A 25,397-nucleotide genomic window follows, 5' to 3' on the forward strand; every position below is an offset into this window, starting at 1 on the left:
TTATACCATCAGGCGGCCGGTGCATTCACGGTGAGGAATTCGGCGATCTTCGCGCGCAGCGGCTGGACGCCCACCGTCGGGTCGCTCAACCAGAGCCCGTGGTTCGCCGAGGCCTCCCCGAGCAGCAGCGTACGCGGAACGCTCTTGGGCGTGGCGTCGTAGAGCTGCTTGGCGGCGTCGGCGAAGGTGCTCTCGTACTCGCCCGCGCTGTAGAACACCGGGCTGGCGAGCTTGCCCGCGCCCGCCAACGCGTCGTCGGCGGCGAACGTCGTCGGGGCGGACAGGCTCACCACGGCCTTCGGCGGCGGGGTGAGCTGCGGGGCGGCGGCCACGGAGGCGGTCGCGCCCATCGACCCGCCGATGAGGACGATGTCGGCCGCGCCGTCCTTACGCAGGAAGGCGGCGGCCGCGACGACCTGGCGCGCCTGCGGAACGGCGGCCGACGCCGGCGACGCCCCGAACCCGGCGAAGTCGAAGACCATCGCCCGGTAGCCGCGTCCGGCCAACTCCTTCGCGTACGGCATGCCCTGGCAGACGTCGCCGCCGTTCATGTGGGCGATGACGATGCCGGTCGAGCCCTCGCCGAAGACCAGCCCGTACAGGTCGGCGCTCTCCTCGGCGCCGAAGTGGACGGCCCGCCCGGCGGCGGCCGCCTCCTCGCAGTTGGCCCCGGCGCGAGGACCGGACGGTTCGGCTGCGGGCTTCGCGCCGCCGCCACAGGCCGCAGCCGCCAGCACCGACAACAGGGCGGCGCAGGAAAACACCTTGGTGAGCTTCATGAGCGAAGGACGCTGGAAGCGCTCCCAGAAGTTGCGTCCACTGCCGAGAATCCCACGATCCGGAACATCAGGCGTTGGCGTGGGCCCGGATGTCCGGCGCCTTGGGCGCGGGCAGTCCCGCCGCGGCCGAGACGAACAGCCGCAACGCCGGGTGGAACGTCCAGCCGTGTTCCTGCCACAGGCGCTGGAACACCGGCGTGTACAGCTGCCGGAGCAGCATGTTCGTCCACTGCTCGGCGGTCGCCGGAGCGATCCCGCCGGACTGCTCGTGCAGCAGCACGGATTCGTGCCAGGTCAGCAGGATCGTCCAGGCCTGCGTCACCCGTACGCGGGAATCGTCGTCGAGCGCGTCCAGGTCTTCGCCCTCGAAGAGCACCCGATGGATGTACGGATATCGGGCGACCAGCTCGTGGTAAGGCTCCCGCGACCGCAGCACCGCCTGATGATTCGCCGTACGCAACGCGCGGCGTACGCCCCGCACATGCAGGGCGAGCAGCACGAGTGCGGTGCTGACCACCACGACCCAGGTCAGCATCAAGAACACGGCCTCTGTCGTCAGCCTCATCCCGGCGTCACCCCCATCGGTGCCACACGATACGACGACCGCACAACGCGCCGCACCGGTGGAGCGTACTGTCGGCAGTCATGACGGACGTGTGGTCGGCGGGCGACGCGTACGAGGCTTATGTGGGCCGCTGGAGCCGGGCGGTCGCTGCGATCTTCGTGCCCTGGCTGGGCGTACGCCCGAACGCCCGATGGCTCGACGTCGGCTGCGGAACGGGCGCGCTGACGGCGGCGGTGCTGATCCTGGCGGAGCCGGCGAGCATCGTCGGGGTGGACTCGTCGGCGGGATTCCTGGGCACCGCCCGGAATCGGGTCACCGACCCCCGGGCGGAGTTCTACCTGGGCGACGCCCGCGAGCTGCGGCTGGCCAGTTCGGCGTACGACGCGGTGATCAGCGGGCTCGCGATCAACTTCGTGCCTGAGCCGGGCGCGGCGCTGACCGAGTTCGCCCGGGTCGCCAAGCCCGGCGGGGTCGTGGCGGCGTATGTCTGGGACTACGCCGAGGGCATGGAGCTGATGCGGCACTTCTGGGCGGCCGCGACCACGGTCGATCCCGGCGCCGAGCGGTTCCATGAGGGCTCCCGGTTCGCGCTCTGCCATCCCGATCCGCTCCGGGCACTGTGGACCGGCGCGGGCCTGAGCGACGTCGTGGTCGACTCCATCGAGATCCCGACCGTGTTCCCGACCTTCGCCGACTACTGGCAGCCCTTCCTCGGCGGGCAGGGCCCCGGCCCCGCGTACGCCATGTCCCTCGACGAACCGCGCCGAGCCGCTCTGCGCGATGAGCTGCGCAGCCGGCTCGGCGAGGGTCCGATCGAACTCACCGCCCGGGCCTGGGCGGTCCGCGGAACCCGCTAGTCCGCGCGTCTACTCCTCCCAGTCGCACTGGATGCGGCGGACGCTCGGCGCGGAGACGAGTTGGGTGCCCGGCCGCCCCGGCACGCGCACGTTGACGAACCCGCCCTCGACCGCGAATCGGATGTCCTCCAGCCGGTCCACCGGCTGGCCGGCCTTGTCGAGCAGGGCGTACCCGCCGACCAGTTCGATGCTGCCCCGTCGCCATTGCCGCTTCATCGCACGACCTCCTCAGCCCGATCCGCCGCCGCGAGCACCGTCGGGAAGTCCGATCCGGGCGCCGCCACGGAGTCCAATGCCGGCGCGGCCGGGAAGTCCAGCTCCGGCTGCGCCAGGTGGTTGAAGTAGTTCGACAGGACGTTGAGCGCGACGTGGGCGACGACTTCGGCGACCTCGGCGTCGGTCACCCCGGCCGCCCGGATCTCGGCGAGGGTCGCGTCGTCCACCTTCCCCCGCGTACGCATGACGTCCCGAGCCAGGCGCAGCACCGCTTCGGCGTGCGGGTCGGCGTCCTCGGCCACCCGGGTGGCCAGCAGTTCGCCGTCGGTCAGCTTCATCAGCTTGCCACGGAAGGTGTGCGCGGCGACGCAGTAGTCACAGCCGTTCTCCTCCGCGACCAGGAGGGCGAGCTGTTCCCGGAGCCGGGCGGTCAGCTTGCCCTTGACCAGGTGGCTCCGTAAGGCGAGGTAGCCGTCGAGCGCCGCCGGGCCGTTGGCCATGGTGGCGTACAGGTTGGGAACCCGGCCGAGCTGTTGACGGACCTTGTCGAGCAGGCCGGTCGGGTCGTCGGTGACTTGAGTCAGACGCGGCATCGCGTGCCTCCAAAACGGTACTGAGTGGTTCCGTTTGCAAGACGGTACTGACCGGTTCCGTTTTCGTCAAGATCCGGTTATGCTCGTCTCATGCCGACCCGAGCCCGCGAACGCCTTCTCGACACCGCGGAGGACCTCTTCTACGCCGACGGCATCCGCGCGGTCGGGCTGGAACGCATCCTGACCACGTCGGGCGTCGGCCGGGCGTCGTTCTATCGGCACTTCACCGGCAAAGACGAGCTGGTCGTCGCGGTGCTCCGACGCCGGGACGAACGATGGCGGCAGTGGCTGACCGAACGAGTGGCGGCTTTGGGGGGCGACCCGCTCGCGGTCTTCGACGCGCTCGCCGAACGGTTCGCCCACGCGGACTTCCGCGGTTGCGCCTTCATCAACACCATGATCGAGACCGCCGACCCGGACAGCCCGGCGCATCAGGTCGCCGCCGAGCACAAGGCGAAGGTGACGGCGTACGTCGAGGGGCTCCTGCGCGAACACGGCGTGGCCGACGCGAAGACCAAGGCGCCGCAGTTCGTGCTGCTCATGGACGGCGCGACGGTGACCGCCCTCCGCGAACGCACGGCCGAGCCCGCGGACCAGGCTCGCGCGCTGGCCCGCGGGCTCGTGCCAGACCTCAGCAGGTCCCGTTGACCGTCCCGTTGCTGCCGGTCCAGATGAAGGCGTCGCTGATCCAGGTGCCGTCGGTGAGCTTGTTCCAGAGGCTGGTCGTGCCCCACCGTCCGGTGTGGCTGGTGCCTGACGCCGAGCACGCGATCGACACGGTCGCGCCGTCGGCCACGCTGCCCACCACGCCGTAGCCCGTGCCAGGCCCGGAGCGCTTGTTGACCGTGCCGCCGCCGTTGGCGTCGATCACGCCCTGGGTCAGGCCGAGCGCGCCGTAGTTGTACAGCGCCCCGCCGACACCGACCTGCGCGCTGCCGTGCAACGCAGACCCCTGGTAGACCGCGCCGCCCGCGCGGATCACCCATTTGCCGAAGTTGTGGTCCGCGATCGGCACGTAGGCGCTGTTCTGCCGCAGGGCGAAGTGCACGTGCGCGCCGGTCGCCGAGCCGCCGCAGGAGACGTCGGTGCCGATGTTGCCGAGGAACGTGCCCTCGCTCACCGACAGCCCGTTGGCCGAGATGTTGTTGAACAGGTGGTAGTAGTCGGTCGAGTAGCCGCGATCGTGGATCACGCGGATCCAGCCCCGGCCGCTGCTGCACATCGTGTAGGCCAACCCGGCCCGCGGGGCCAGCACCCGCCCGTCGCCGCCGGACAGGTCGACCGAACTCCACGGGGCCTCACTGCCGCCCCACCCGTGCGGGCCACCGGTCAGGCTCCAGGACTGGCCGACCGCGTACGGCAGGCGCATGCCCGTCCGGAAATCGCCACCTGCGTACTCCACTCTGGACGGAGTGGTGAAGACCTGGCGCTCGGTCGTCGAGAGAACGGCCGCGCCGCCCGCGAGGTCGGTGAAGCCCTGATCGCCCTCCAGCTCCACGCGCCAGCCGCCGGCTTCGCGGTGAGCCAGGAAGAGCCAGCCCAACGGGTACGCGTCGGGCTGCGCGGACGCCGTCAAGACGGCGCTGCCGAAGGCCCAGCCGGAGCCCTCCCGCCGTTGGACGGTGACCTGCGCGCGGCTCCGGGCGGTCGCGGCCGACGTCGCGGGTGCATGTCCGAGTAGGACGGTCGTGACGGCATCCGACAGCGACGACGCGCTCGCCGGCGCGGCCGCGGCCGGTGCGCCGGACAGCACGCCGCCCAGGACGATCGCGATGAGCAGGGGGTACGCCTTTGCCATGTGCGCTCCTCGGGGACGACCGCCGCAGCCTGGGGTCGGTCGCCCCGGCGGTCTTCTCAGCATCCAGCCCGGATCACGGGGCTGGCCAGGGTGCCGATGTCCATGGACAATCTCGATACCTCGATCTTTGCTGCACGCATCTGGCGGAGGAGCCATGGGACGCGCCGAACGCCCGCTGGACCCGGGCAGCGGCCTGCTCGGCCGGTTCGCCGCCGAACTACGGGAGCTGCGTACCGCCGCCGGCCGCCCGAGCTACCGGACGATGGCCGGGCGCGTGCACTTCTCCCGGTCCGCGCTCGCGCAGGCGGCCGGGGGCCGGGTGCTGCCGACGCTGCCGGTGTTGCTCGGCTACGTCCAGGCGTGCGACGGCGACCCACAGGCTTGGCGTACGCGCTGGGCCGAGGTGCGGGCCGGACTGGAGGTCACGGCGCGGCCGGTGACTCCGGAGCGAGCCGCCTCACCGTGGCCCTACCAGCCGCCCGACGACGGGGTCGATCCCGACGCGGCCGGCTGCGGGCCGGACGCCGTCACCGCACACGCGCGCAAGATCGCCCTCGTCGGCACGCGGACGATTCTCGGCCGGGTCGAGTTGCGGTACTCCCCCACCTTCGGTGCGGCCTGGTCGCGGTTCTGGGGCTTCGGCCCGCTCGACCATCTGGCATCCGAGCGTACGGTCGAGGTCGAGGTGGTGGCCTGCCGGGTCAGCGACGGTGTGGCGGTCTCGTTCCGCACCGAGTACTGCTACGACTACCACTGGAGCGACCTGCTGCGCACCGGCGCGGGTCCGGTGTACGCCCAGGCCCGGCTCTATTGCGACGGCGGTCTGGTCGCGGCCGGCGAGAGCGACCGCATGCCGTTACCGTGACCAGTCGCGCCGCCGCCGCCCGACGATCAGGAAGGCGGCTCCTGCCATCAGCAGGCCGAGGCTTGTAGCTCCGATGTAGACGACCGGCTGCCCGGTGTCGGGCAGCGTCGGCCCGCTCGGCGACGGGACGGGCTCGCTCGAACTCGACCCGCTCGGGATCGGCCCGCTCGAACTCGGCGTGACGCTGCCGCTCGGGGTGGGAAAGTGGCTGGGGGTCGGGCCGGGAATGATGCTGCCGCTGATGGTGGGGCTCGGCGTCGGGCTGACGTCCTCGCATTCGATCGTCGCCGCGAACGGGAAGAGATGCACTTCACCGCCATCGACCCGGCCACTGCCCATGACCAGGGACTTCACCACCACCGCACCCTCGATGTTCGACGGATCCAGGTCGACGAAGTCAGCACGGGGCGCGTACAGCGTGCCTTCGAGCGAGTCTCCGCCGACGTGCTGGAGACTGGTCGCGTCGGGGAAGTTCCACAAGATGTAGGGAGCCTGCAAGCTGTCCACCCCGGGGAGCGTCGGCGAGTCCCAGGCGAAGTCGCCGCCGACGCCCGTGGTGTCCACGTTGACGATCAGCGGCGTATCGGCGGTGGGCTGATTGGTGAAAGTGAGCTCGGTGACGTTGTTCAGGTCCGCCGCCGACACGTTCCAGATGTTCGCCTCGCCCGGCGTCAACGTGACGAACGCACGCGTGCCGGGCGCGTACGGGCTGGTCAAGGGGTTTCCTGCGGAGTTGGTCGGGGTGACGTTCTCCGGGCAGATCGTGGCCAGCTGCGTGGAGATGCTGCGATAGGTCGGAAAGAGACCCGCGACGTCCAGCGGCACCGTCGGCCCGACCGACGACGCCGGTTGATGCACGGCGACCTCGACATCCGGCTTGGCGTTGTAGTCGTCGGCCGGAACGAGCCTCGTCAGCGCCGAGGCGTTGTTGTTGTCGGTGTCCCGGACGACGACTCCGCTCAGATCCCCGATCTTCATGTATCCGCCGCCGGTCACGTGCATCTCGACGCCGGCCGTACTGTTCGCGAGGTCGACCTTGCCGTTGACGATCAACGCGGTCGGCGCGCCGTCACCGGGAATCGTGAACGGGTTGGTGCTCTGGGTCAGCGTGGTGAAGTTTCCACCGACGAGCAGGTCACCACCGACGGCCACGGTGCCCTCGACCTCGTGGGCCCAGAACTGGGCGTCCTGCTCGACGAGCACGAGGAAACCCTCGTTGCCCACCAGCGGATCGATGACGGTGGCGGCCTGACTGCCGGTAGCCGTGAGGCCCAGCATCAGGCCCGCGGTCGCCACGACGACCAGCCGACTACTTACGCGCATGGGTCATTAGTAGCAAAATGCTCATTTCGCGTACTCCAGGCGCGCCGCCGGAATACTCGGTTGTCACTCGCGTACGCCGTCTGATTCGCTGATCTGCGTACCCGTTGCCGAGATTCTGGAGATCCGATGCGAGCTGCGTTCATGTCCATTCAGCTGCCCTTGCCGTTCCCGCAGAAGGACATGCCAGTTCGTGCCTACTCTTCGTCCCACTCTCAATCTCGGAATCCTGGCGCATGTCGACGCCGGTAAGACCAGCCTGACCGAGCGGCTGTTGCTGTCGGCCGGGGTGATCGACGTGCTCGGCAGTGTCGACTCCGGCAGTACGCAGACCGACTCCCTGGAGCTGGAACGCCGCCGGGGCATCACGATCAAGTCGGCGGTGGTGTCGTTCACCGTGCACACACCGGCCGGTGACACGGTCGTGAATCTGATCGACACTCCGGGGCATCCGGATTTCATCGCCGAGGTCGAACGGGTCCTCGGTGTCCTCGACGGTGTCGTGCTGGTCGTGTCGGCGGTCGAGGGCGTGCAGGCGCAGACGCGGGTGTTGTTTCGCACCGTACGCCGCCTCGGCCTGCCGGTGATCGTGTTCGTGAACAAGACCGACCGGGCCGGCGCGGACGTACCGGCCGTGCTGGCGCAGATCCGGGCCCGGCTCGGTGCGCCGGTCGTGCCGATGCCCGTGGGCGACTGCGCTGTGGACGTGCTCACCGGCCAGGACGACGACCTGCTCACGGCGTTCGTCGACGGCAGCTTGTCCGATGCCATGGTGCAGGGGTCGTTGCGGCGGCAGTCACGGGCCGGGACGGTCCTGGCGGCGTACGCGGGGTCGGCGATCACCGGCGACGGCGTGGACGCCCTGCTCGCGGCGTTGCCGGGGTTGCTGCCGTCGCGGTGCCCGACCGTGGACGCCCCGCTGTCGGGGGTGGTGTTCAAGGTCGAGCGCGGCGGCAACGGCGAGAAGATCGCGTACACGCAGATCCTCGCGGGAAGCCTGCGGGTCCGCGACCGGATCCCGGTGCGCGGAGCCGACGCGAAAGTGACCGCGATCCAGGTGTTCGACGACGGCGCCGCGGTCCCACGGAACTCGGTCGAGGCCGGACGCATCGCGAAAGTCTGGGGCCTGACCGACGTCCGCATCGGCGACGCGATCGGCACGGATCCGGCATCGAGCGGCGGCCATTTCGCGCCGCCCACCCTGGAGACGGTGGTCGTTCCGGTGGATCCGGCCCAGCAAGGCCGCCTCCACACCGCGCTGACCCAGCTCGCCGAGCAGGACCCGCTGATCAACCTCCGCAAGGACGACGTACGCCAAGAGTTCTTCCTGTCGCTGTACGGCGAGGTGCAGAAGGAGGTCATTCAGACCACCCTGGCCGAGCAGTACGCCCTGGACGTCGCGTTCCGCGAGACCACCACGCTGTGCATCGAGCGCCCGGTGGCGAACGGAGAATCGGTGGAGTTCATCGCCAAGGACCCGAACCCGTTCCTGGCCACCGTCGGCCTTCGCGTCGACCCCGGCAAGCCCGGCAGCGGCGTGACCTTCCAGCTCGGCGTCGAACTCGGCTCGATGCCCTACTCGTTCTTCAAGGCGGTCGAGGAGACCGTCCACGAGACCCTCGAACAGGGCGTGCACGGCTGGCCGGTGACCGACATCGTCGTGACGATGACGCACTCGGGCTACTGGGCGCGCCAGAGCCACGCCCACGGGTCGTTCGACAAGAGCATGTCGAGCACGGCCGGGGACTTCCGCAACCTCACCCCGCTGATCCTCATGGCAGCCTTGCGGCAGGCGGGAACGGAAGTCCTCGAACCGGTGCACCAGTTCGACCTCGAGTTCCCGGTGGACGTGCTCACCGCGGTCCCGGCCACACTGGCCCGGCTCGGCGCGACCCCCGGTACGCCGTCCCTCCGCGGCGACACCTGCGCGCTCGACGGCGAGATCCCCGCCGCACGAGTGCACGAACTGCAGCTCGCGCTGCCGGGCCTCACCCGAGGCGAAGGCGTGCTGGAGTTCGCGTTCTCCCACTATGAGCCGGTACGCGGCCCGGTCCCCGACCGGCAGCGAACCGACCACAATCCGCTCGACCGCAAGGAGTACCTGCTGCACGTCCAGCGCCGCGTCTAGATGTCCGGAACCGTCCACTCCGGATCCGGCCGCCAGTGCGTCCAGACCTCGCTGAAAGCCCAATGCCCGCCGGCGTACGCCTGCTGCGCCAAGACGGCGCGGGAGCGGATCACCTCGGCCTCTGCTGAGGTGAACCGGCCCGCGCCGGTCGCGGCGACGAGTTCGTCCTCGTCCTTGAGCTGGGCGACGCCGTCGGGTTCGATCCAGACGTCGAGCTCGTGATCACACGTCCAGGTGTCGGCCGCCTCGCGCCGATGCGTCTCCTCCAGGTTGACATACCATCCCAGGAAGTCACCCGACTCCGACCAGAACAGCCATACCGACCAGGGCGTATCGGTCGCGGCGATCATGAGGATGCCGGGACCTCGCCAGCTGACCCGAGCCAGCTCGCGCGGAGATCCGAACAACTCGTCCAGCGGCAGCGAGCGCGGATCACCGCCGCCCGGCAGGAGCGGCACCAGACGGGGTGTACCGGGCGCCAGCCAGACGACGAGGCCCGCTGAGTCGTCCTGGACAACCCGCACCGGCGTGACGCTCCATGGGCTGCCTGGCTGCCAGTCAGGCGCGCGCTCCTGCCACCGGATCACTTCACCGGTACGCCAGAAGGGCGCCTCACCCGCTGCGCGGCTACCGGCCGGAAGCGAATGCCGAATCACGGTTCGCACCATACCTCCCATGAGCGGGGTTCATGGGAGGGTGCGATGCATGAGCGTGCGGGGCTGGGATCGGCCGCCCGCGCGGCCTTAGCGTGGCCACATGCGAGCGATTCACGTACGCCGGTTCGGCGGTCCCGAGGTGCTCACGGTCACGGAGCTGCCGGATCCGGTGGCCGGGCCGGGGCAGCTGTTGGTGCGGGTGCTGGCGGCGGGGGTCAACTATGCGGACACGCATCGGACCGACGGGTCGTATCGGGCGCAGCAGGCGTTGCCGTTCGTGCCGGGGACCGAGGTCGTCGGGCTCGACGCGGACGGGCGGCGGCTGCTCGCGCCGGTGTTCCCGGGCGGCGCGTACGCCGAGCTGGCGGTGGTCGCTGAGGACCAGGCAGTCGAGGTGCCGCCGGCGGTGTCCGACGGGGCGGCGCTGGCCTTGCTGGTGCAGGGGATGACCGCGTGGCACGTGCTGCGGTCGTCTGCGCGGCTGGCTCCGGGCGAATCGGTCGTGGTGACGGCCGCAGCGGGCGGCGTCGGCTCGCTTGCCGTGCAGTTGGCTCGCCGATTCGGGGCCGGGCGGATCATCGCTGCGGCGTCCACGGCGGACAAGCGAGCGCTCGCGGCCGAGTTCGGGGCGCACGCCACGGTGGACAGCTCGCCGGACGGCTTCGCCGATCGCGTGATCGCGGCCAACGGCGGGCGGCCGGTGGACGTCGTCCTGGAGTCGACCGGCGGCCCGCTGTTCACGGAGTCGCTGGCCGCGCTTGGCGCGTTCGGCCGGCTGGTGACCTTCGGCAACGCGTCCCGGCAGGGCCGGCCGCCCGTGGACCCGGCGGTGCTGGCCGAGCACAACCGCGCGGTCGCCGGGTTCTGGCTGCGGCCGGTCCTCGACGACCGGCGTCCGCTGCACGAACTGTTGGCCTTGGCCGCCGACGGAGCGATCCGCCCGGCCATCGGCCGCGAGTACGCCCTCGCCGACGCCCGCCAGGCGCACGAAGACCTGCTCGCCCGACGCACCGTCGGCAAACTGGTTTTGCGGCCCTGACCACGGCTCATCGTGCGCCTCAAGCGATGAGCTCTTGTCCGATTAGGAACATCGGCGTACCGTCGCGAACATGATTGTTCCGACTCGGACGTTGCTCGACATCGCGGCCGAAGTTCTGGTGACTGATCCGGCGGCTTCCCTCGCGCAGGTCGCGCGGGCGGCCGGGATCGGGCGTACGACGCTGCACAAGCACTATGCCACCCGGGACGACCTTCTTTACGCGGTCGCACATCGGGCGCTGGAGCTGTGGGAGGGCGCCGTTTCGTCCATTCCGGACGGTCCGGACGGCGGACTGCGTACGCTCGCCGAGGCGATGATCCCGATCGGGCCGCAGCTGGAATTCCTATGGCGTACGCCGGCCTTCGACCACGTCGTCGAGATCAACGACCGGTGGAAGGCCGTCGAGGCCAGGGGGCTGGCGGTGCTCCAGCGCGCCGAGGCGCACGGCGTGCTGCGTACGGCGCCGCCGTGGTGGCTGCTGCAGACGTTCTACTCCCTGATCTACGTGGCCGCCGAGAGCGTCCTGAACGGCAAGCTCGCCCCGGCCGACGCTCCCGACCTCGTCCTGTCCACCTTCCTGACCGGCCTCGGAAAGGATCCCGCATGAATGCCCTCGCCTTCGCCGCTCAACTGTGGCGGCAACGGGCCGACCTGGTCGCCGCCGGATACCTCAGGCGCGATCCGCTGGCCCGGCTTCGGTTGCGGCCCGGCCGGGAGGACCCGTACGCGATCTACGAGCAGATGCGGGCGGCCGGTCCGCTGCTGCCCACCCGGTTCGGCAACCTGTCGACGACCAGCCACCGGATCTGCGACTCGGTGTTGCGGGACCGGCGGTTCGGCGTACGCCCGGTCGAGCGGGTCGACCGCTACGACGACTTCGATCTGTCCTTCCTCGACATGAATCCGCCGGACCACACCCGGCTGCGGCGGCTCGCCCAGCCCGCGTTCAGCCCGAAGGCGACCGCCGGATATCGCGAGCGCGTCGAGCGCACCGTGCACACGCTGCTGGACCGGGCGGGCGACGAGTTCGACCTCGTCTCGGCGTACGCCGCTCCCCTGCCGATCGCGGTGATCACCGACCTGCTCGGGGTGCCGGACGCGAACGCCGAGGAGTTCGCCCGGTACGGGATGGTCATCGGCAGCGCCCTCGACGGCATCCGCGGACTGCGGCACGCCGCCCGGCTGGAGGCCAACGACGCCAAACTCCGGGCGCTCTTCGAGCACCTGATCGAGCTGCGCCGCCGCGAACCCGCCGACGACATCGTGAGCCGGCTCGTCGCAGTGGAGGGCGATCAGATCAAACCAGCGGAGGTTCAGCCGATGTGCGTACTCTTGCTGATCGCCGGTTTCGAGACCACGACGAATCTGATCGGGAACGCGGTGCTCGCGCTGCAACGGAATCCGGACCAGTGGCGCGCGTTGTGCGACGACCCCGCGGGCCTGGCGCCGAAGGCGGTCGAGGAGGCGCTGCGCTACGACCCGCCGGTGCAGCGGACCTCGCGCGTCGCGCTGGAGCCGGTCGATCTGGACGGCCAGGTCATCCACAAGGGACAGTGGGTGTTCACGCTGATCGGCGGGGCGAACCGGGATCCCGAGGTGTACGACCGGCCGGCCGAGTTCGACCTGGAACGCGAGCGATCCGTCGACCACCTCGCGTTCTCCAGCGGCATCCACTACTGCGTCGGCCAGCCGCTGGCCCGGCTGGAGGCCACGATCGCACTGCAGGTCCTGGCGGAACGCCGTCCCGGGCTGCGCCTGGCCGGGCGGGTACGCCGCCGCAACGCGACGACGATCCGCGGACCGCTGCGGCTGCCGGTGGCGGGCTGAGGCTCAGCCGATGGAGTGGGCACGCAGTTCGTCCATGACCTCGGCGGGCGGCCAGCCGTCGACGCGGAACCGCACCGGTGCGAGCAGCGGCTCGGGTTCGAGGCCGACGCGGTCGACGACCACGTCCCACGGCACCAGCGGGCCGGGTTCGTCGGCCCGCTGGAACAGCACGTAGTGCGCTCGCGGCAGCAGTTGGGCGATGCCGTCCGACCAGGTCGCCACCGTGATCGCGGGCGACTCCGGACGTACGTCGGCGAGCAGGCCGCTGACGAAGACCTCGATGCCGGCGTTCGCGTACTGCGAGCCCAGCCAGGCCGTCTGGGCGGCGTACTCGGTGACGGCGAGGATCACCTCGGCCCGCCGGGCGGGCAGGTGATCCGGCTCGTCCGGCGCGGGCGCGTACGGCACGACCCGGCCGTAGTCGTCGGCGACATAGCCCACCGGCGACAGGCTGCGGACGGCGTCGCCGTACTCCTGCTCGACGATCTCGTAGAGCCGGCCGATGGCGCCGCTGCCGACCGGGCACAGCACCATGTTCGTGTAGTTCGGCACGAACGCCACGACCTTGTCCCCGGCTCGGCGGGTGATCTCGGCGAGCCAGCCCGGCGACAGGAGCAACGAGGTGAAGTAGCCGTCGCCGCTGTCCACCATCCGGATCAGCGCGCCCGCCTCGAACTCGCCGCGCAGCGTACGCTCGGCCAGCGCGGCCAGGTTCTCGTGGGCGGCCCGGAAGATCTCCTCGACCGAGACACCCCAGCGTTCGACGCTCGCGGGCGACACGTACGCCATCGAGTCGGGCATGTCGACGACGATCAACTCCCGCAGATGGGGCAGCGCAGCGCGCGAGATCGGCGGCTGCATCCCCGGCGTACCGGCCTGGCCGAAGGTGGCCGCTCGCAACACCGGGCGCAACCGCGGCCGCACCGCTTCCCAGGTGTCGGGGACCTCGGGCGCGCCTGTGACACCGCGGACGACCATGAGCAGCGCGCGACGGCGTTCGGCCCGGGTCGCGCCCTGCGTCTCGGCGTACACGTTGGCGAGGTAGATCCAGGTCGGGGTGCGCCGGGCGGGACGCTCGACGACCACGGCGAACTGCGCCCGGTCGTACCGCACGCGGGTGACGCCAGGCACTCGCCGCGCGATCCGCACCGCCTTGGCGGCGAACCTGTCCCGCGGCGCTCCGACGAGCCGGTCCAGCAGTCCCATGGGCTCACACCGTAACTCATCTCGCCCAGGGCGCGACCCGGGAGAACCCCCGAGCTTCAGACGCACGGATTCGGGGTCGTCACGGCCGTCGTGCTGGCGCTGCGGCCGTCGGCGCTGGTCACCGTGACCCACCAGGTGATCGGTGCGCGCGGCTTCGCCGACCACACCTCGGTGTACGCGGTGGCCTGGTCGACCGGCATCGTCGCGACGCGGGTGTCCCCCGCCCGCCAGGTCAACGTCGCCGACCGGAGATCGGCGTCGGCCGCCACGGTGACGGACAACACGAACCGGCCCTTATCGCCGCAGGTGGCGCTCTCGGCAGCGCCGACCGTCAGCGGCGGCCGCACGATCGTCGGTGACGGGGACGACGCTGGGGACGACGTCGGCTCCCGCTGCGGCTGCTCGCCGGCTGGGCCACCGGGTGACGGGCTGCCCGGCAGAATCGGCACGACCGCCGGTGAGCCTGTCACGGATCCCGTCGGCGAAATCGAGGCCGACGGCGACGCAGAACCGGCCGCGCTCGGTGTCGCCGTCGCATCCGGCGAGGATGACGCCGACGTCAGCGGCGTCTGCTGCGCGGTCGCGCCGGCCGGCGGACCCCCGGTGAGCCGCAGCGCGCCGCCGGCCAGCCCGATCGCGGCAGCCAACGCCGTCGTCGCGACCAGCACGCGCCGGGTCCGGTTGACCGGCGGCTGGGGAAAACCGGTGCTCCGGCTCCACCGCGGCTCCCAGTCCGGCGTCGCACGGAGCGCCAGCCAGGTCGACGCGTTCACGAACGGCAGGCTCGCGTACTTGGCGAGCAGGTTCGCGCCCGACGGCAGCTCCCGGCGGAGCGCCCGGCAGGCGCCACAGTCCGCCACGTGTTCGACCACCCGGCGGATCCGGTGTCGGCTGAGCGGGCCCGACCAGCCCGACAGGCTGTGCAGCAGGCGGCACCGGCCGTCGGACACCGCGATCAGCGCGTCCACTGCATCTTCCAGGTGCGCCCGCGCCTGCTTCGCCTGGTCGTACGCCCGAGTCGGCGAGATGGACAAGACCGCGCCGATCTCGGCCGCCGCGAGTCCGTGCCGCACCGACAACTCCACGACCTCGTGCTCCCGGCTGGTCAGCGTCGCCATCGCCGTCCGGACGAGTTCCACCGCGTACGCCGATCGCGTGGCGGCAGCCGGATCGATCCCGTCCGCCTCCAGCGGCCGCAGCTCGCCCCCGGCCTGATGAGGCAGCGTACGCACGCGCCGCCGGCACTCCAGCCGGACGATGGCGTAGAGCCAGGCCCGCAGCCGATGCGGGTCGCGCAGCTCGTCGGCATGCCAGCCGACCTGGTCGAACGTGTCCTGGACGACGGCGTCCACGGCCTCGGTGTCGCCGAGCAGGCGCCAGGCGTACGCCTGCAGTCGGCCGGCGTACTTCCGGTACGCGGAACTCAGCGCCTCTCGGTCACCTCGCGATAGCGCCGTGACCAGCGCAGATTCGTCCACAGCGAGCACGGTAGGCCGGGGCCGCCGATGATCGGTACCGCCGTGCGGCCACGCAGGGAGTCGGGTTCCAGCATCGTCCGGATACCCTTCCCCGAATGGGGGAGCCGCCTACGCCGATCCTCGGGCCGGCCCGGACCCGGCTGATCCTGGTACGCCACGCGATGCCGGCCTACGGGCCGGATCAGCCGGCCGAGGAGTGGCCGTTGGACCCGGCCGGGCAGACGGCTGCGATCGCCCTCCGGCGACGGCTCCCACCTGGGGCTCTGCTCGTCGCCAGTGCGGAACCGAAGGCCCGCCAGACGCTGGAGCCGAGCGGCGGCGTCACGGTGGACCCCCGCTTCGGCGAGGTACGCCGGGACGAGCCCTACGACGGAGACTTCCGGGCGCGGCGGCTCGCCTACGTTAAGGGCGTCGCGCATCCGGGCTGGGAGTCGCCCGCCGACGTCGTCACCCGATTCGGTGACGCCGTGGCGGACTGGCGAGCCCGGGCGGGTTCTCGGCCGCTTGTCGTGGCGAGCCACGGCATGGCGCTGACGCTCTGGCTCACCGCCGCGATCGGGCTCGCCGACCCCGGCGGTTTCTGGTCGGCGCTCCAGTTGCCGGACGCCTTCTCGGTGGACCTCACGACACGGCAGGCGGACCGTCTCCCGCCAGCGCCGTAGGCGGGTATGACGCAGCGGGCGGACCGGCTCCCGCCGGAGCGGTAGCCGGGCGTCAGGCGAGTTCGGCGAGGTCGGCGTCGGTGAGGCGGACCCCGGCCACGGCGACGTTCTGGTCCAGATGCGTCAGGTCGGAGGTACCCGGGATCGCCAGCACGTGCTCGCCCTGGTGGAGGGTCCACGCCAGGCGTACCTGATGAGGTGAGAGACCATGGCGGGCCGCGACCGCCGCCACCGCCGCGCTGTGCTCGGACGTCGCGCCGCTCTCCCGCGCGGAGCCGGCGATGGCGAAGAACGGCACGTACGCGACGCCGCGCGAGCCGCAGACCCGCAGCAGCTCGTCGTCACCGTGGTTGTCGATCGCGTAGTTGTTCTGGACGCAGACCACCGGCGCGATCGCCTGGGCCTCGTCGAGGTGATCCACGCGGACGTTGGAGATGCCCAGCTCGCCGATCAGACCTTCGGCCCGCAGCTCGGCCAGGGCGCCGAAGGACTCCGCGATCGAGTCGCGGCCCGGACGCCGGACGATGCGCAGGTTGACCACGTCCAGCCGGTCGCGGCCGAGGCGGCGCAGGTTGTCCTCGACCTGCTCGCGCAGCGCCGCCGGGCTGTTCGCCTCGTGCCAGTCGCCGGCGTCGTCGCGGAAGAAGCCGACCTTCGTCGTGATGACCAGCTCGTCCGGGTACGGCGAGAGCGCAGCCCGGATCAGTTCGGTCGCGTAGTGCGCGTCGAAGTAGTACGCGGCCGTGTCGATGTGGTTGACGCCCAGCTCGACCGCCCGCCGCAGCAGGCCGATCGCCGCTTGCGGATCCGGGTCGGCGGTGAGCCGCATCGAGCCGAAGCCGAGCCGGTTCACGACCCGGTCGCCGAGGGTCCAGGTGCCCGCGTCCGCCGCGTTCACCGCTGAGGTATCCACCATGCCGTGCCTCCCCGTGTCTCCCATGATCGCCAGTCAATCACGCTGGAACTGTCCGATGTTGCCACGGCGTCATCGAGGACGCTTACGGCCAGGCAACATCACCTCCGGTCGAATGGCCGCATGGCAACCTTTCCCATCGTGGCGGCGTACGCGCCGAGCGGGCCGCACGGCTGGCCGGTGACCCCCACGCAGACCGTCGGCGGGCACGTCACCGAGGCCGAAGGAGCCGAACTGGCGGAGCTGGCGTACTCGCAGATCCCGGACGACGAGTTCCGTGCGACGCTGGACCGGGCCTTCCCCGACTTCTCGTTCTTCTACCTCGGCGGGCTGCTCGGCCACTACCGGTTCAAGGTCCGGTCGCACAGCGTCGCCGACGGGCGCGCCGACCTCTACGTCGTGCTCGACGCCGACAAGGAGACCCTCGACCCGGCCACCCTGCGCTGGGTGCAGATCGCCGACGGAACCGTGGACAACGCCGGGCGGTCGCATCCGTTCTACGCCACCGGCGGACTCGCTTCCGACGGGCTGGTCAGCTTCTACGCGACGTGGTCCGGCGTACGTACAGCGAAGGCGTACCTGGCGCATGACACCGGCCATCGCGACCGGATCGGCCGGGACATCGTGACCGTGCTGGGCGGCTTCGCCTACGGCTCGACGCCGGTGGGCGCGCGTTCGGCCAGCGCGGCGACGATCGGGGCCAGCTCGGCGTAGGTGATCCCGCGTTTGGCCAGCGCCCCGATCCGCTGCGCTTCGGCGATCGTCGGCAGCACACCGGCCAGCAACGCCGGGAGGATCGCCCGTCGCGTGAGCACCTCGGTCGGCGAATGGGCGTGCGCCCGGCGTACGACGGCGACGTTGACGCGGATGGCGTGCTCGTTGCCCGGCGGTACGCCCGCCCGGTCGACCTCGATCGCGGCGTACCGGTGGCCGTCGGCCAGATCGCAGGCGGGACAGCCCGCTGGGCCCCGGCTCCACCGGCTCCCGCAGTCGGGGCAGGTCAACCGGTCGAACGCGGCGTCGACGACCCGCCACGGATGCCGGTCCGGCTCCTCCGCGACCATCGCGGCGACGGCGTGCTCGTCCTCCGGCCCGAAACCTGGTCCGAAGCCGGACTCGATGAGGAACCGCTGCCAGCCGTCGGCCACGAGCGCGTCCACGAGGGCTGCGCAACGAGCGCAGTCCGGCGCTCCGGCGTACTCCCAGCAGCCACACTCGGGGCACGTCCGGGTGGTCACGACCAGCCTCGGCGGCCGCTCAACCAGCGCAGAGCGACCTCTCCTTGGGCGCGCTGGAAGTCGCGCAGGGTCGGTAGCAGCGGTACCGGCGGCAACACCGCGCGGGCCAGGAAGTACCCCGCGAGCCCGGCGAGGACCGCGTCGACTGCCTCCGGATCGGGTTCGCGGCTCAGCGGATGCGCCGACCACAGCGCCTCAGGGTCGCCGCCACCGTGCATGGCGACGCTGGGCAGGCTCACGATCAGGTCGAGCCAGCGTGCGCCCAGGCACGCGGCGGGCCAGTCGACCACCACGAACCCGGTGGTCGTGAGCAGGAAGTTGTCGGCACGCAGGTCGCCGTGCAGCAACGCGTCGCCTTCGGTCGCCGCGGCCCAGCCGAACTCCAGCTCGGCCAGTTCGGCCTGCCGGGGATGGGTCAGGTTCGCCCAGTTCTCGGCGAAGTCGGCGTCCTCGGCGAGGGCGGGGGCGTGGAACGGCGCCGGGGTGAGCGAGTCCGCGAGCACGGTCGCCGCGTCGAGGAATCGGCGCAGCTCGTCCGGCTGCCACGGCTGCGCCGGCGTCCAGCCGTCGACGGCCTCGGTGACCATGATCGCCCAGTCGCCGGCCTCGTCGATGTGGTCGCCGCCCCAGATCAGCGCGGGCGAGGGCACCTGCGGCGGCAGTCCGGCGAGGATGTCGGCCTCGCGGCGGATAGCTGCGGCGGCGTACTCGCTGCGTTCCTCGGTCACCGCCTTGGCGAACACCGTGTGTCCGTCCGCCAGCGTCAGCACCGACGCCATCGCCGGGGAGAATCCGCCCGGCTGGCTGACCGCCCCGATCACCCGCGCGCCCGCCGCCTGCTCGATCACGGCGCGAACGCTCTGCGGCAGGTCCTCCCAGCGGGCGCGATTGCCGCCCACGGCCAGCGGTGACGTCATGCGACGATCATGCCCGACCGCTGCGGGAGGGTCAGCTCGTTTTCGCCGTGAGGGCGCTCGCCTGCGCCGCTCGCGCCACGCTCTTCCGCTGCCCGCGCAACGTCAGCAGGTACGCCAAAAGCACGAGCGCGGTGCTCCACGCGGCGGTCAGCAGATGCTCCGCCTCCCCGTACGCCACCGCGGTGATGACGCCCGCACCGAGCCCGGCCGCTGCGATGATCGGGACGAACGCCTTCGCGGCCGCGTACGCCGAGCGGGCCCGGCCGGGGGACGCCCCGGCGGTCAGCCCGATCGCCGCCCAGGCGAGGACGGCGAAGCCGACCGCGCCGATCCCGCACACGAGCAGGGGCGCGATGAGGCCGCCGGGCTTGACGTCGGCGTACGCCGAGGAATCGGTCGCGCCGGTGATCGCGGTGCCGCCGAGGAGCACGACGAAGATCACGGCGACGATGCCGCGCAGGATGTCGCGCATCAGCGCACCCACGCAGGCGAGCCGGCCGGAGAATCAGCCGGGAAGTCGACTCGGAAGTCGTGACGGAGGCCGCCGTAGATATCGAAGAACTGCGCCATGCGTGCGACCGTAGGCGACCTCGGCCGCCGCCGGTACCCCCTGTGGACAACTCGGCCCGAACGCCGATGATCAGCGCGCGACACCACGGCCGAATCCCGCCAGCCATCCGGCCGTGGCAGCCATAACGTTGAAGCATGATGAAGACGCAGAGCACGATGGACAGCCCGCTCGGACCGCTGACCATCACCACCGAGGACGGCGCGCTGATCCGGATCGGCTTCGGTTACCACGGCGAGGCGGCGACTGCGGGCGCCCCCGCCATCGGCACACCGGACGACGTGGTACGGCAGCTCACGGCGTACTTCGCGGGCGACCGGACGACGTTCGACCTGCCGTTCGCCCCGGCCGGAACGGAGTTCCAGCAACGGGTGTGGGCCGCGCTCGACGAGATCGCGTACGGGCAGACGATCAGCTACGGGGAGCTGACCGAGCGGGTCGGCGTACCCCGGGACCGCGTCCGCGCGGTCGCCGCCGCCGTCGGGGCGAATCCGCTGCTGGTCGTACGCCCCTGCCACCGCGTCATCGGCGCGGACGGCTCGCTCACCGGGTACGCCGGCGGCCTGGACCGCAAGCGGGAGTTGCTGACGCTGGAGGGGGCGCTGCAGCCGGCCCTGCTGTAAGGGATCATGCGGGCATGGACGAACGGCTCACCCCGGCCCCACTCGTGCCGAGCTTCGGCGACCGCGTACGCGACCTCGCCGGAGTCGTCGGCCTCTACGTCGGCGGATCGCTGGCGTTCGGGGACTACCGCCCCGGCGTCAGCGACCTCGACGTGATCGCCGTCGTCGACCGGGATCTCGACCGGACTCGCCGCCGTCAGGTGACCGAGCTGCACGAGGCGATCGACGACGAGAAGCTCCACTGTGCGTACCTGGTCCGGGACAAGGCCGCCGACCTGGACCGGAAGCACCACTACTGGGCGTACGGGGAGCTGTATCGGCGGGCGGTCAGCGGGGTCGCCCGGGCCGAGTTGCTTCGCGGCGGGATCACCGTCTACGGTCCCCCGCCGGCCGAGGTGATCCCGCCGGTCGACGACGCCGCGCTCCGGGCGGCCGCCCGCGCCGAACTCACCGGCTACTGGAGCCGGGCGGTCACCAAACCGAAACTGTGGCGGGAAGACCTCTACGTCGACCTCGGGCTGATCACCCTCGCCCGGGTCGAGGCCACCGTCACGGAGAACCGGCTGATCACCAAGCGCGAGGCGATCGAGCGGCTCGCTGCTTTCGGCGTACCAGATGATCTGCGCGAACAGATCGCGCGGCGGCGCGCAGGCGAACCGGTGACCCTGACCGAGGACGAGCGTGCTGCACGCGCGGAACTCGCGCGTGGCCTGATGACCGCCGGTATAGCCGGATTGACCGGCTAGGCGGCCTTGCGCTGCTGGACGATCGCGTTCTCCAGCTCCTGCCGGTTCATCGACGAGCGACCGGAGATGTCCAGGTCACGGGCGATGTCGAGCAGCTCCGCCTTGCTCATGTCCGCCAGCGGCACCTCCGTCGACGCGTCGGGCTCGGCTGAGCCGGAGCGGTCCTTGCGCGCCTTCTCGACGCTGCGGCGCAACGCGTCCATGAGGTCGATGACGTTGGTCGCCTCCGGCGCCTTGGCCTCGGAGACCACCTCGGCCCCGGATCGCTTGGCCTCGACGAGGTCTTTCACCCGATCGGTGTACGTGTCGCGGAAGTCGCCGGCCTGCCACTCGCCGGTCATCGAGTCGATGAGCTGACCGGCCATCCGTAGCTCCTGCGACGTGCTGCGGACCTTGCCGGGTAGCCGTTCGATCACCTCGGCCGGGGCGCGGACCTCGTCGGCGAAGTACATCGTCTCCAGGACCAGCAGATCCTTGTCGACCCGGATCGCGGCCAGGTACTCCTTGCTGCGCATGACGAGGGTGGCGATCGCCGCCCGATTCGTCTCGGCCATCGCATCCCTGAGCAGGGCGTACGTCTTGATCGTCTCGTCGCTGCCCGGCCCGAGGTAGTAGGTCTTCTGGAAGAAGATCGGGTCGATCTCGTCGAGGTCGACGAACTGGTGGATGTCCAGGATCTTCGACCGGCCGGGCGCGATCTCGTCCAGCTCCTTCTTCTCGATCAGGACGTACTCGCCCTCGCCGACGTCCGCGCCCTTGACGATGTCGCCGTATGGCACCTCCTCGCCGGTCCGCTCGTTGACCCGCAGGTAGCGGATCCGGTCGTTGGTGCCCCGCTGGAACTGGTGGAACGAGACCTCGTGCTCCTTGGTCGCCGAGAACAACTCGACCGGGACGGAGACCAGGCCAAAGCTGATGACACCGGTCCAGATGGCACGCGCCACATCGATCACCCCCAAAGGCCCGTGACGGGCCTTCATCATTGTGACCATGATCCTGCGACGATGGACAGCATGAAATCTTGCCCGTGCGGCCTCGGCCCGGCCTACGCCGACTGCTGCGGGCGCTGGCAGCACGCCGACGCGCCGACCGCTGAGCTGCTGATGCGGTCCCGGTACACCGCCTTCGTCCGCGGCGACACCGCGTATCTGCTGCGTACCTGGCATGCGAGCAGCCGGCCGCGACGATTGGACCTGACCGGCGGCCCGCGCTACACCCGGCTGGAGATCCTCGGGCAGACCGGCGGATCGCTGTTCGAGACCACCGCGACCGTGCATTTCAAGGCGCACTACGCCGGTGGGGTTCTGGAGGAGAACAGCGAGTTCCGGCGAGAAGGCGGACAATGGTTCTATCTTTCTGAGCTTCCTTTGAGGTAGAAGGCACAGGTTTCTGAGATGACCGCCCCTGAAGAACCCACCCCGGCCGCCGCCGAGGCACCGGCTCAGCCCGCACCGCCGGCTCAGCCCGCACCTCCGGCCGCGCCCACTCGCTCGCCGCTGCTCGCCAGCCGTCCACTGCAATTCGCCGCGATCGGCGTCGCCGGGCTCGTCCTCGGCGGTGTGATCGGCGTCGGCGTCGGCTTCGCCGCCGGTCATCACCTCGGCGGCCGCGACGACCGGTTCGACCGGCACCACTCCAAGTTCGACGACCGCCACGACCGGCACGAGCGCCAGCGCCAGCGCCGCGACCAGCCGCGCAACGAGCAGCGCCAGTGGCCGCCCGCCCAGCCGACCCAGCCGGCCTCGCCGACGCTTCCAGCGCCGTCGGCTTCCGCGTCCTGACCACCCCGGGCGGGCCGCGCCGATAGGCTCGGTTGCGTGGCTGACCAGGTCGAGAATGCCTCGGCGGTACGCACAACGAGCGACTGGATGGCGGTGATCCGTCACCGGGAGTCCACCGAACCCGACGCTTACCTGGTCGACCCGTACGCCGAACGGCTGGGCGGCTCCGAGGCGCTGGTGGCGTACCTGGCGAAGCTGGGCGGCCCGAACGAGGTGGTGATCACCCGGGGGCGCTTCGGCGACGCCGTGATCGCCGAGGCGCTCGGCTCGGGCGTCGACCAGGTCGCGATCCTCGCCTCCGGTTCGGACACCCGGCCGTGGCGGCTGCCGATGCCGGGTGCCACGGTGTACGAGGCCGACCTGCCGGGCCAGGTCGAGACGAAGATCGCGACCTTGGCCCGGGCCGGCGTCAGCCCGGCCGGGCAGGTCGCGGTCGACGTCGATCTGCGTACGCCGTGGGCGGGGCGGCTCACCGAAGCCGGGCTCGACCCGCGCCGCCCGGCGGTGTTCCTGGTGGAGGGCCTGTTCTACTACTTCCCGGCCGATGAGGCGGATCTGCTGCTCGACCGGCTCGGCTCGATTGCCGCCGAGGGTTCCCGGCTGGCCTTCGACATCCCCGACTCGGCGTACGCCGACGAACCGGCCAACGCGGAGTTCCTCGCGTACATGCTGGACCGGGGTTCGCCGTTCGTCGGGGCCAGTGCCGATCCGGTGCGCTGGCTGGCCGGGCACGGCTGGGACGCGTCGGCGTACCTGGCCGCCGACCTCGGTTCGAGCGGGCTCGTGCCGGCACCGCCGGCTCGGCTGGTCCGGCCCGACCGTCCGATCTGGCACGTCGGTGCCCGCCGCCGGTGATCGCCTCGCTTCCGTGGTCTGTTTGTTATGACGATCTCCGGAAGGCTGGATACCCCACCGCTGCAAGATCAGGTGTCGGGCACTCCGGAGATCCACACCGCACCCGCGGCACGAACTCACCGATTCGCCAGACAAATCGGCAAGTGGCCGAGACACTCGACAGCATGCGGCTGATCTTCGACAACGTCCGTGTCTTCGACGGCGTACAGGAGAACCTGTCAGCGCCGGCACGGGTAGTCGTCGAGGACGGCCTCATCGCCGAGGTCACGGGGCTCGACGCCGCCGACGCCGGAAGCGGTCCGGCTGGGACGGTGATCGACGGCGGCGGCCGGGTGCTCATGCCCGGCCTGATCGACGCCCATTGGCACGCCATGATGGCGAGCCTGCCGATGGCGCAGCTGGCCACGGCCGACCTCGGCTACATCTACCTGGCGGCGGGCCGGGAAGCCGAGCGTACGCTGTTGCGGGGGTTCACCACGGTCCGCGACGCGGGCGGGCCGAGCTTCGGCCTCAAGCAGGCCGTCGACGACGGGCTGATCCACGGCCCCCGGATCTATCCCAGCGGCGCGTTCATCAGCCAGACCTCCGGGCACGGCGACTTCCGTACCCCGCACGACCTGCCCAAGCATGGGCTGACCTTCATCGAGACGGCCGGTGTCACGGCGATCGCCGACGGCGTGGACGAGGTGCTGCGGGCAACCCGGGAACAGCTGATGCGGGGCGCCAGCCAGATCAAGCTGATGGCGGGCGGCGGCGTCGCCTCCCCGCACGATCCGCTCGACGTCACGCAGTTCACGGAGGCCGAACTGCGGGCGGCGGTGGAGGCGGCCGAGAACTGGGGCACCTACGTCATGGTGCACGCGTACACGCCGCGCTCGGTGCAGCAGGCGATCCGGGCCGGGGTGCGGTGCATCGAACACGGGCACCTGCTGGACGACGAGACCGCCGCGCAGATGGCGACCCAAGAGGTCTGGTGGTGCCTGCAACCGTTCCTCGACGACGAGGACGCCATTCCGATGGCCGACCCGGTGAACCGCGCCAAGCAGCTCACCATGGTGCAGGGCACCGACACCGCCTACGAACTCGCGCGCAGGCACGGCGTACGCGTCGCCTGGGGCACCGACACGTTGTTCGACCCGAAGCTGGCCACTCGGCAGGGCGCGCAACTGGCCAAGATGGGGCGCTGGTTCACCCCGGCCGAAGTGCTGCGCATGGCGACCTCCGGCAACGCCGAGCTGCTGGCGTTGTCGGGCGAGCGCAATCCCTATCCCCGGCCGCTGGGCGTGATCGAGCCCGGGGCGTACGCCGATCTGCTGCTCGTCGACGGCGATCCACTCGCCGATCTCGCGGTGCTCGCCGATCCGGCCAACCTCACCGTGATCATGAAGAACGGGGAGATCATCCGCGACGCGCGTACGCCCTGACTGTCGTGGTCCCGGCAGCACTGTCGCGACTGGACACCGCGGGCGATAGCATCCCACGCGGCGGTTCGCCGCCGACCCCGTGAACCACAACGTAAGGAGAGATCCCTTGCTGGGACTCGAGAAGAAGCTCATGAAGCAGTGGGAGGGCAAGAGCGCGCAGGAGCTCGCCGACGCCCCCGTCACCGCGCTGGAGGGTCTGACCAAGGAGGACGCCGAGTACCTCGACAAGGCGTTCGGCATCAAGACGGTCCGCGACCTGGCCAAGCAGAAGCACTTCAAGTGGGCGCAGGCGATCGTCACCCTCGCCGACTGAGGTTGTAGATAGCTCACGCAGCAGGCCCCG

General features: G+C 70.9%; 30 protein-coding genes. 16 read left to right on the forward strand and 14 right to left on the reverse strand.

Annotated features, from left to right (window positions below):
• Positions 1–8: 8 nt before the first annotated feature.
• Together HDA40_RS05675 and HDA40_RS05680 are read right to left on the reverse strand one after the other, a co-directional pair.
• Entirely contained in the window at positions 9–779 is a 771-nt protein-coding gene (locus HDA40_RS05675; protein WP_253752682.1) for an alpha/beta fold hydrolase, read from the reverse strand.
• Between the two features lie 67 nt (positions 780–846).
• The gene (locus HDA40_RS05680) at positions 847–1,344 is read right to left on the reverse strand and encodes a hypothetical protein (RefSeq protein WP_253752683.1); all 498 of its coding nucleotides are present in this window, start codon (positions 1,342–1,344) and stop codon (positions 847–849) included.
• An 80-nt stretch (positions 1,345–1,424) separates the two neighbouring features.
• On the opposite strand from HDA40_RS05680, the gene HDA40_RS05685 reads away from it, so the two are divergent.
• Positions 1,425–2,201 (forward strand): class I SAM-dependent methyltransferase, encoded by a 777-nt coding sequence (locus tag HDA40_RS05685; protein ID WP_253752684.1) that lies wholly within the window; start codon positions 1,425–1,427, stop codon positions 2,199–2,201.
• 9 nt (positions 2,202–2,210) lie between these two features.
• On the opposite strand, the gene HDA40_RS05690 is transcribed toward HDA40_RS05685, so the two are convergent.
• Positions 2,211–2,417: a hypothetical protein gene (locus HDA40_RS05690; protein WP_253752686.1), complete on the reverse strand. Its 207-nt coding sequence runs from the start codon at positions 2,415–2,417 to the stop codon at positions 2,211–2,213.
• Entirely contained in the window at positions 2,414–3,010 is a 597-nt protein-coding gene (locus HDA40_RS05695) for a carboxymuconolactone decarboxylase family protein (RefSeq protein ID WP_253752688.1), read from the reverse strand. Before HDA40_RS05695 ends, HDA40_RS05690 begins: the two co-directional genes overlap by 4 nt.
• 90 nt (positions 3,011–3,100) lie before the next feature.
• Here HDA40_RS05695 and HDA40_RS05700 point away from each other — a divergent pair, with 90 nt between their 5' ends.
• A complete protein-coding gene (locus HDA40_RS05700) occupies positions 3,101–3,658 on the forward strand; it encodes a TetR/AcrR family transcriptional regulator (RefSeq protein ID WP_253752690.1) in 558 nt (185 codons plus the stop codon).
• Here HDA40_RS05700 and HDA40_RS05705 read toward each other — a convergent pair.
• The gene (locus HDA40_RS05705) at positions 3,642–4,808 is read right to left on the reverse strand and encodes a peptidoglycan DD-metalloendopeptidase family protein (protein ID WP_253752692.1); all 1,167 of its coding nucleotides are present in this window, start codon (positions 4,806–4,808) and stop codon (positions 3,642–3,644) included. The genes HDA40_RS05700 and HDA40_RS05705 overlap by 17 nt on opposite strands.
• Positions 4,809–4,962: 154 nt before the next feature.
• On the opposite strand from HDA40_RS05705, the gene HDA40_RS05710 reads away from it, so the two are divergent.
• Entirely contained in the window at positions 4,963–5,673 is a 711-nt protein-coding gene (locus tag HDA40_RS05710; RefSeq protein WP_253752694.1) for a helix-turn-helix domain-containing protein, read from the forward strand.
• Here HDA40_RS05710 and HDA40_RS05715 read toward each other — a convergent pair.
• Complete coding sequence (locus HDA40_RS05715; RefSeq protein WP_253752696.1) at positions 5,665–6,996, reverse strand: collagen-binding domain-containing protein; 1,332 nt, start codon at positions 6,994–6,996, stop codon at positions 5,665–5,667. The two genes, HDA40_RS05710 and HDA40_RS05715, sit on opposite strands and share 9 nt — an antisense overlap.
• A 190-nt stretch (positions 6,997–7,186) precedes the next feature.
• Here HDA40_RS05715 and HDA40_RS05720 point away from each other — a divergent pair, with 190 nt between their 5' ends.
• Entirely contained in the window at positions 7,187–9,121 is a 1,935-nt protein-coding gene (locus tag HDA40_RS05720; protein WP_253752699.1) for an elongation factor G, read from the forward strand.
• On the opposite strand, the gene HDA40_RS05725 is transcribed toward HDA40_RS05720, so the two are convergent.
• The gene (locus HDA40_RS05725; RefSeq protein WP_253752701.1) at positions 9,118–9,645 is read right to left on the reverse strand and encodes a ribonuclease FAU-1 family protein; all 528 of its coding nucleotides are present in this window, start codon (positions 9,643–9,645) and stop codon (positions 9,118–9,120) included. The genes HDA40_RS05720 and HDA40_RS05725 overlap by 4 nt on opposite strands.
• 232 nt (positions 9,646–9,877) lie before the next feature.
• Between HDA40_RS05725 and HDA40_RS05730 the strand changes: the two genes are divergently transcribed.
• The 3 genes from HDA40_RS05730 (at position 9,878) to HDA40_RS05740 (ending at position 12,643) form a co-directional block, all read left to right on the forward strand.
• On the forward strand, positions 9,878–10,816 hold the full coding sequence (locus tag HDA40_RS05730; protein ID WP_253752703.1) for a quinone oxidoreductase family protein: 939 nt from the start codon (positions 9,878–9,880) through the stop codon (positions 10,814–10,816).
• A gap of 70 nt (positions 10,817–10,886) precedes the next feature.
• Complete coding sequence (locus HDA40_RS05735) at positions 10,887–11,423, forward strand: TetR/AcrR family transcriptional regulator (RefSeq protein ID WP_253752705.1); 537 nt, start codon at positions 10,887–10,889, stop codon at positions 11,421–11,423.
• A complete protein-coding gene (locus tag HDA40_RS05740; RefSeq protein ID WP_253752707.1) occupies positions 11,420–12,643 on the forward strand; it encodes a cytochrome P450 in 1,224 nt (407 codons plus the stop codon). Before HDA40_RS05735 ends, HDA40_RS05740 begins: the two co-directional genes overlap by 4 nt.
• Positions 12,644–12,646: 3 nt before the next feature.
• On the opposite strand, the gene HDA40_RS05745 is transcribed toward HDA40_RS05740, so the two are convergent.
• Positions 12,647–13,849 (reverse strand): DUF1444 domain-containing protein, encoded by a 1,203-nt coding sequence (locus HDA40_RS05745; protein ID WP_253752709.1) that lies wholly within the window; start codon positions 13,847–13,849, stop codon positions 12,647–12,649.
• A gap of 56 nt (positions 13,850–13,905) precedes the next feature.
• Positions 13,906–15,327, reverse strand: coding sequence for an RNA polymerase sigma factor (locus HDA40_RS05750; protein ID WP_253752710.1), 1,422 nt, complete (start codon positions 15,325–15,327; stop codon positions 13,906–13,908).
• Between the two features lie 95 nt (positions 15,328–15,422).
• Between HDA40_RS05750 and HDA40_RS05755 the strand changes: the two genes are divergently transcribed.
• Positions 15,423–15,989 carry a histidine phosphatase family protein gene (locus HDA40_RS05755; RefSeq protein ID WP_253752711.1) on the forward strand — a complete coding sequence of 189 codons (567 nt, stop codon included), beginning with the start codon at positions 15,423–15,425 and terminating at the stop codon, positions 15,987–15,989.
• Positions 15,990–16,041: 52 nt separating this feature from the next.
• On the opposite strand, the gene HDA40_RS05760 is transcribed toward HDA40_RS05755, so the two are convergent.
• A complete protein-coding gene (locus tag HDA40_RS05760) occupies positions 16,042–16,905 on the reverse strand; it encodes an oxidoreductase (protein WP_253752712.1) in 864 nt (287 codons plus the stop codon).
• Between the two features lie 120 nt (positions 16,906–17,025).
• Between HDA40_RS05760 and HDA40_RS05765 the strand changes: the two genes are divergently transcribed.
• Positions 17,026–17,616, forward strand: a complete 591-nt coding sequence (locus HDA40_RS05765; protein ID WP_253752713.1) for a hypothetical protein — start codon at positions 17,026–17,028, stop codon at positions 17,614–17,616.
• Here the strand turns inward: HDA40_RS05765 and HDA40_RS05770 are convergent.
• The 3 genes from HDA40_RS05770 to HDA40_RS05780 are packed head-to-tail and all read right to left on the reverse strand — an operon-like array spanning position 17,550 to position 19,529.
• Positions 17,550–18,140: a hypothetical protein gene (locus tag HDA40_RS05770; protein ID WP_253752714.1), complete on the reverse strand. Its 591-nt coding sequence runs from the start codon at positions 18,138–18,140 to the stop codon at positions 17,550–17,552. The two genes, HDA40_RS05765 and HDA40_RS05770, sit on opposite strands and share 67 nt — an antisense overlap.
• The gene (locus HDA40_RS05775; RefSeq protein ID WP_253752715.1) at positions 18,137–19,057 is read right to left on the reverse strand and encodes a phosphotransferase; all 921 of its coding nucleotides are present in this window, start codon (positions 19,055–19,057) and stop codon (positions 18,137–18,139) included. The genes HDA40_RS05770 and HDA40_RS05775 overlap by 4 nt, the downstream gene beginning before the upstream one ends.
• Positions 19,058–19,088: 31 nt before the next feature.
• On the reverse strand, positions 19,089–19,529 hold the full coding sequence (locus HDA40_RS05780) for a hypothetical protein (RefSeq protein WP_253752717.1): 441 nt from the start codon (positions 19,527–19,529) through the stop codon (positions 19,089–19,091).
• Between the two features lie 233 nt (positions 19,530–19,762).
• Here HDA40_RS05780 and HDA40_RS05785 point away from each other — a divergent pair, with 233 nt between their 5' ends.
• Both HDA40_RS05785 and HDA40_RS05790 read left to right on the forward strand, forming a co-directional pair.
• On the forward strand, positions 19,763–20,248 hold the full coding sequence (locus tag HDA40_RS05785) for a methylated-DNA--[protein]-cysteine S-methyltransferase (RefSeq protein ID WP_253752719.1): 486 nt from the start codon (positions 19,763–19,765) through the stop codon (positions 20,246–20,248).
• A 14-nt stretch (positions 20,249–20,262) separates the two neighbouring features.
• Positions 20,263–20,994 carry a nucleotidyltransferase domain-containing protein gene (locus HDA40_RS05790; protein WP_253752721.1) on the forward strand — a complete coding sequence of 244 codons (732 nt, stop codon included), beginning with the start codon at positions 20,263–20,265 and terminating at the stop codon, positions 20,992–20,994.
• Here the strand turns inward: HDA40_RS05790 and ku are convergent.
• On the reverse strand, positions 20,991–21,938 hold the full coding sequence (gene ku, locus HDA40_RS05795; RefSeq protein ID WP_253752723.1) for a non-homologous end joining protein Ku: 948 nt from the start codon (positions 21,936–21,938) through the stop codon (positions 20,991–20,993). The genes HDA40_RS05790 and ku overlap by 4 nt on opposite strands.
• 69 nt (positions 21,939–22,007) lie before the next feature.
• Here ku and HDA40_RS05800 point away from each other — a divergent pair, with 69 nt between their 5' ends.
• The 5 genes from HDA40_RS05800 (at position 22,008) to HDA40_RS05820 (ending at position 25,367) form a co-directional block, all read left to right on the forward strand.
• A complete protein-coding gene (locus HDA40_RS05800; RefSeq protein ID WP_253752725.1) occupies positions 22,008–22,370 on the forward strand; it encodes a YchJ family protein in 363 nt (120 codons plus the stop codon).
• Positions 22,371–22,388: 18 nt separating this feature from the next.
• Entirely contained in the window at positions 22,389–22,775 is a 387-nt protein-coding gene (locus HDA40_RS05805; protein WP_253752727.1) for a hypothetical protein, read from the forward strand.
• 36 nt (positions 22,776–22,811) lie between these two features.
• Positions 22,812–23,630, forward strand: a complete 819-nt coding sequence (locus tag HDA40_RS05810) for a class I SAM-dependent methyltransferase (protein ID WP_253752729.1) — start codon at positions 22,812–22,814, stop codon at positions 23,628–23,630.
• Positions 23,631–23,773: 143 nt separating this feature from the next.
• Positions 23,774–25,054 carry a metal-dependent hydrolase family protein gene (locus HDA40_RS05815; RefSeq protein WP_253752731.1) on the forward strand — a complete coding sequence of 427 codons (1,281 nt, stop codon included), beginning with the start codon at positions 23,774–23,776 and terminating at the stop codon, positions 25,052–25,054.
• Between the two features lie 106 nt (positions 25,055–25,160).
• Positions 25,161–25,367 (forward strand): hypothetical protein, encoded by a 207-nt coding sequence (locus tag HDA40_RS05820; protein WP_253752733.1) that lies wholly within the window; start codon positions 25,161–25,163, stop codon positions 25,365–25,367.
• The last annotated feature ends 30 nt before the right edge of the window (positions 25,368–25,397 follow it).

It is taken from the genome of Hamadaea flava (assembly GCF_024172085.1).
GTDB classification, from domain to species: Bacteria; Actinomycetota; Actinomycetes; order Mycobacteriales; family Micromonosporaceae; genus Hamadaea; species Hamadaea flava.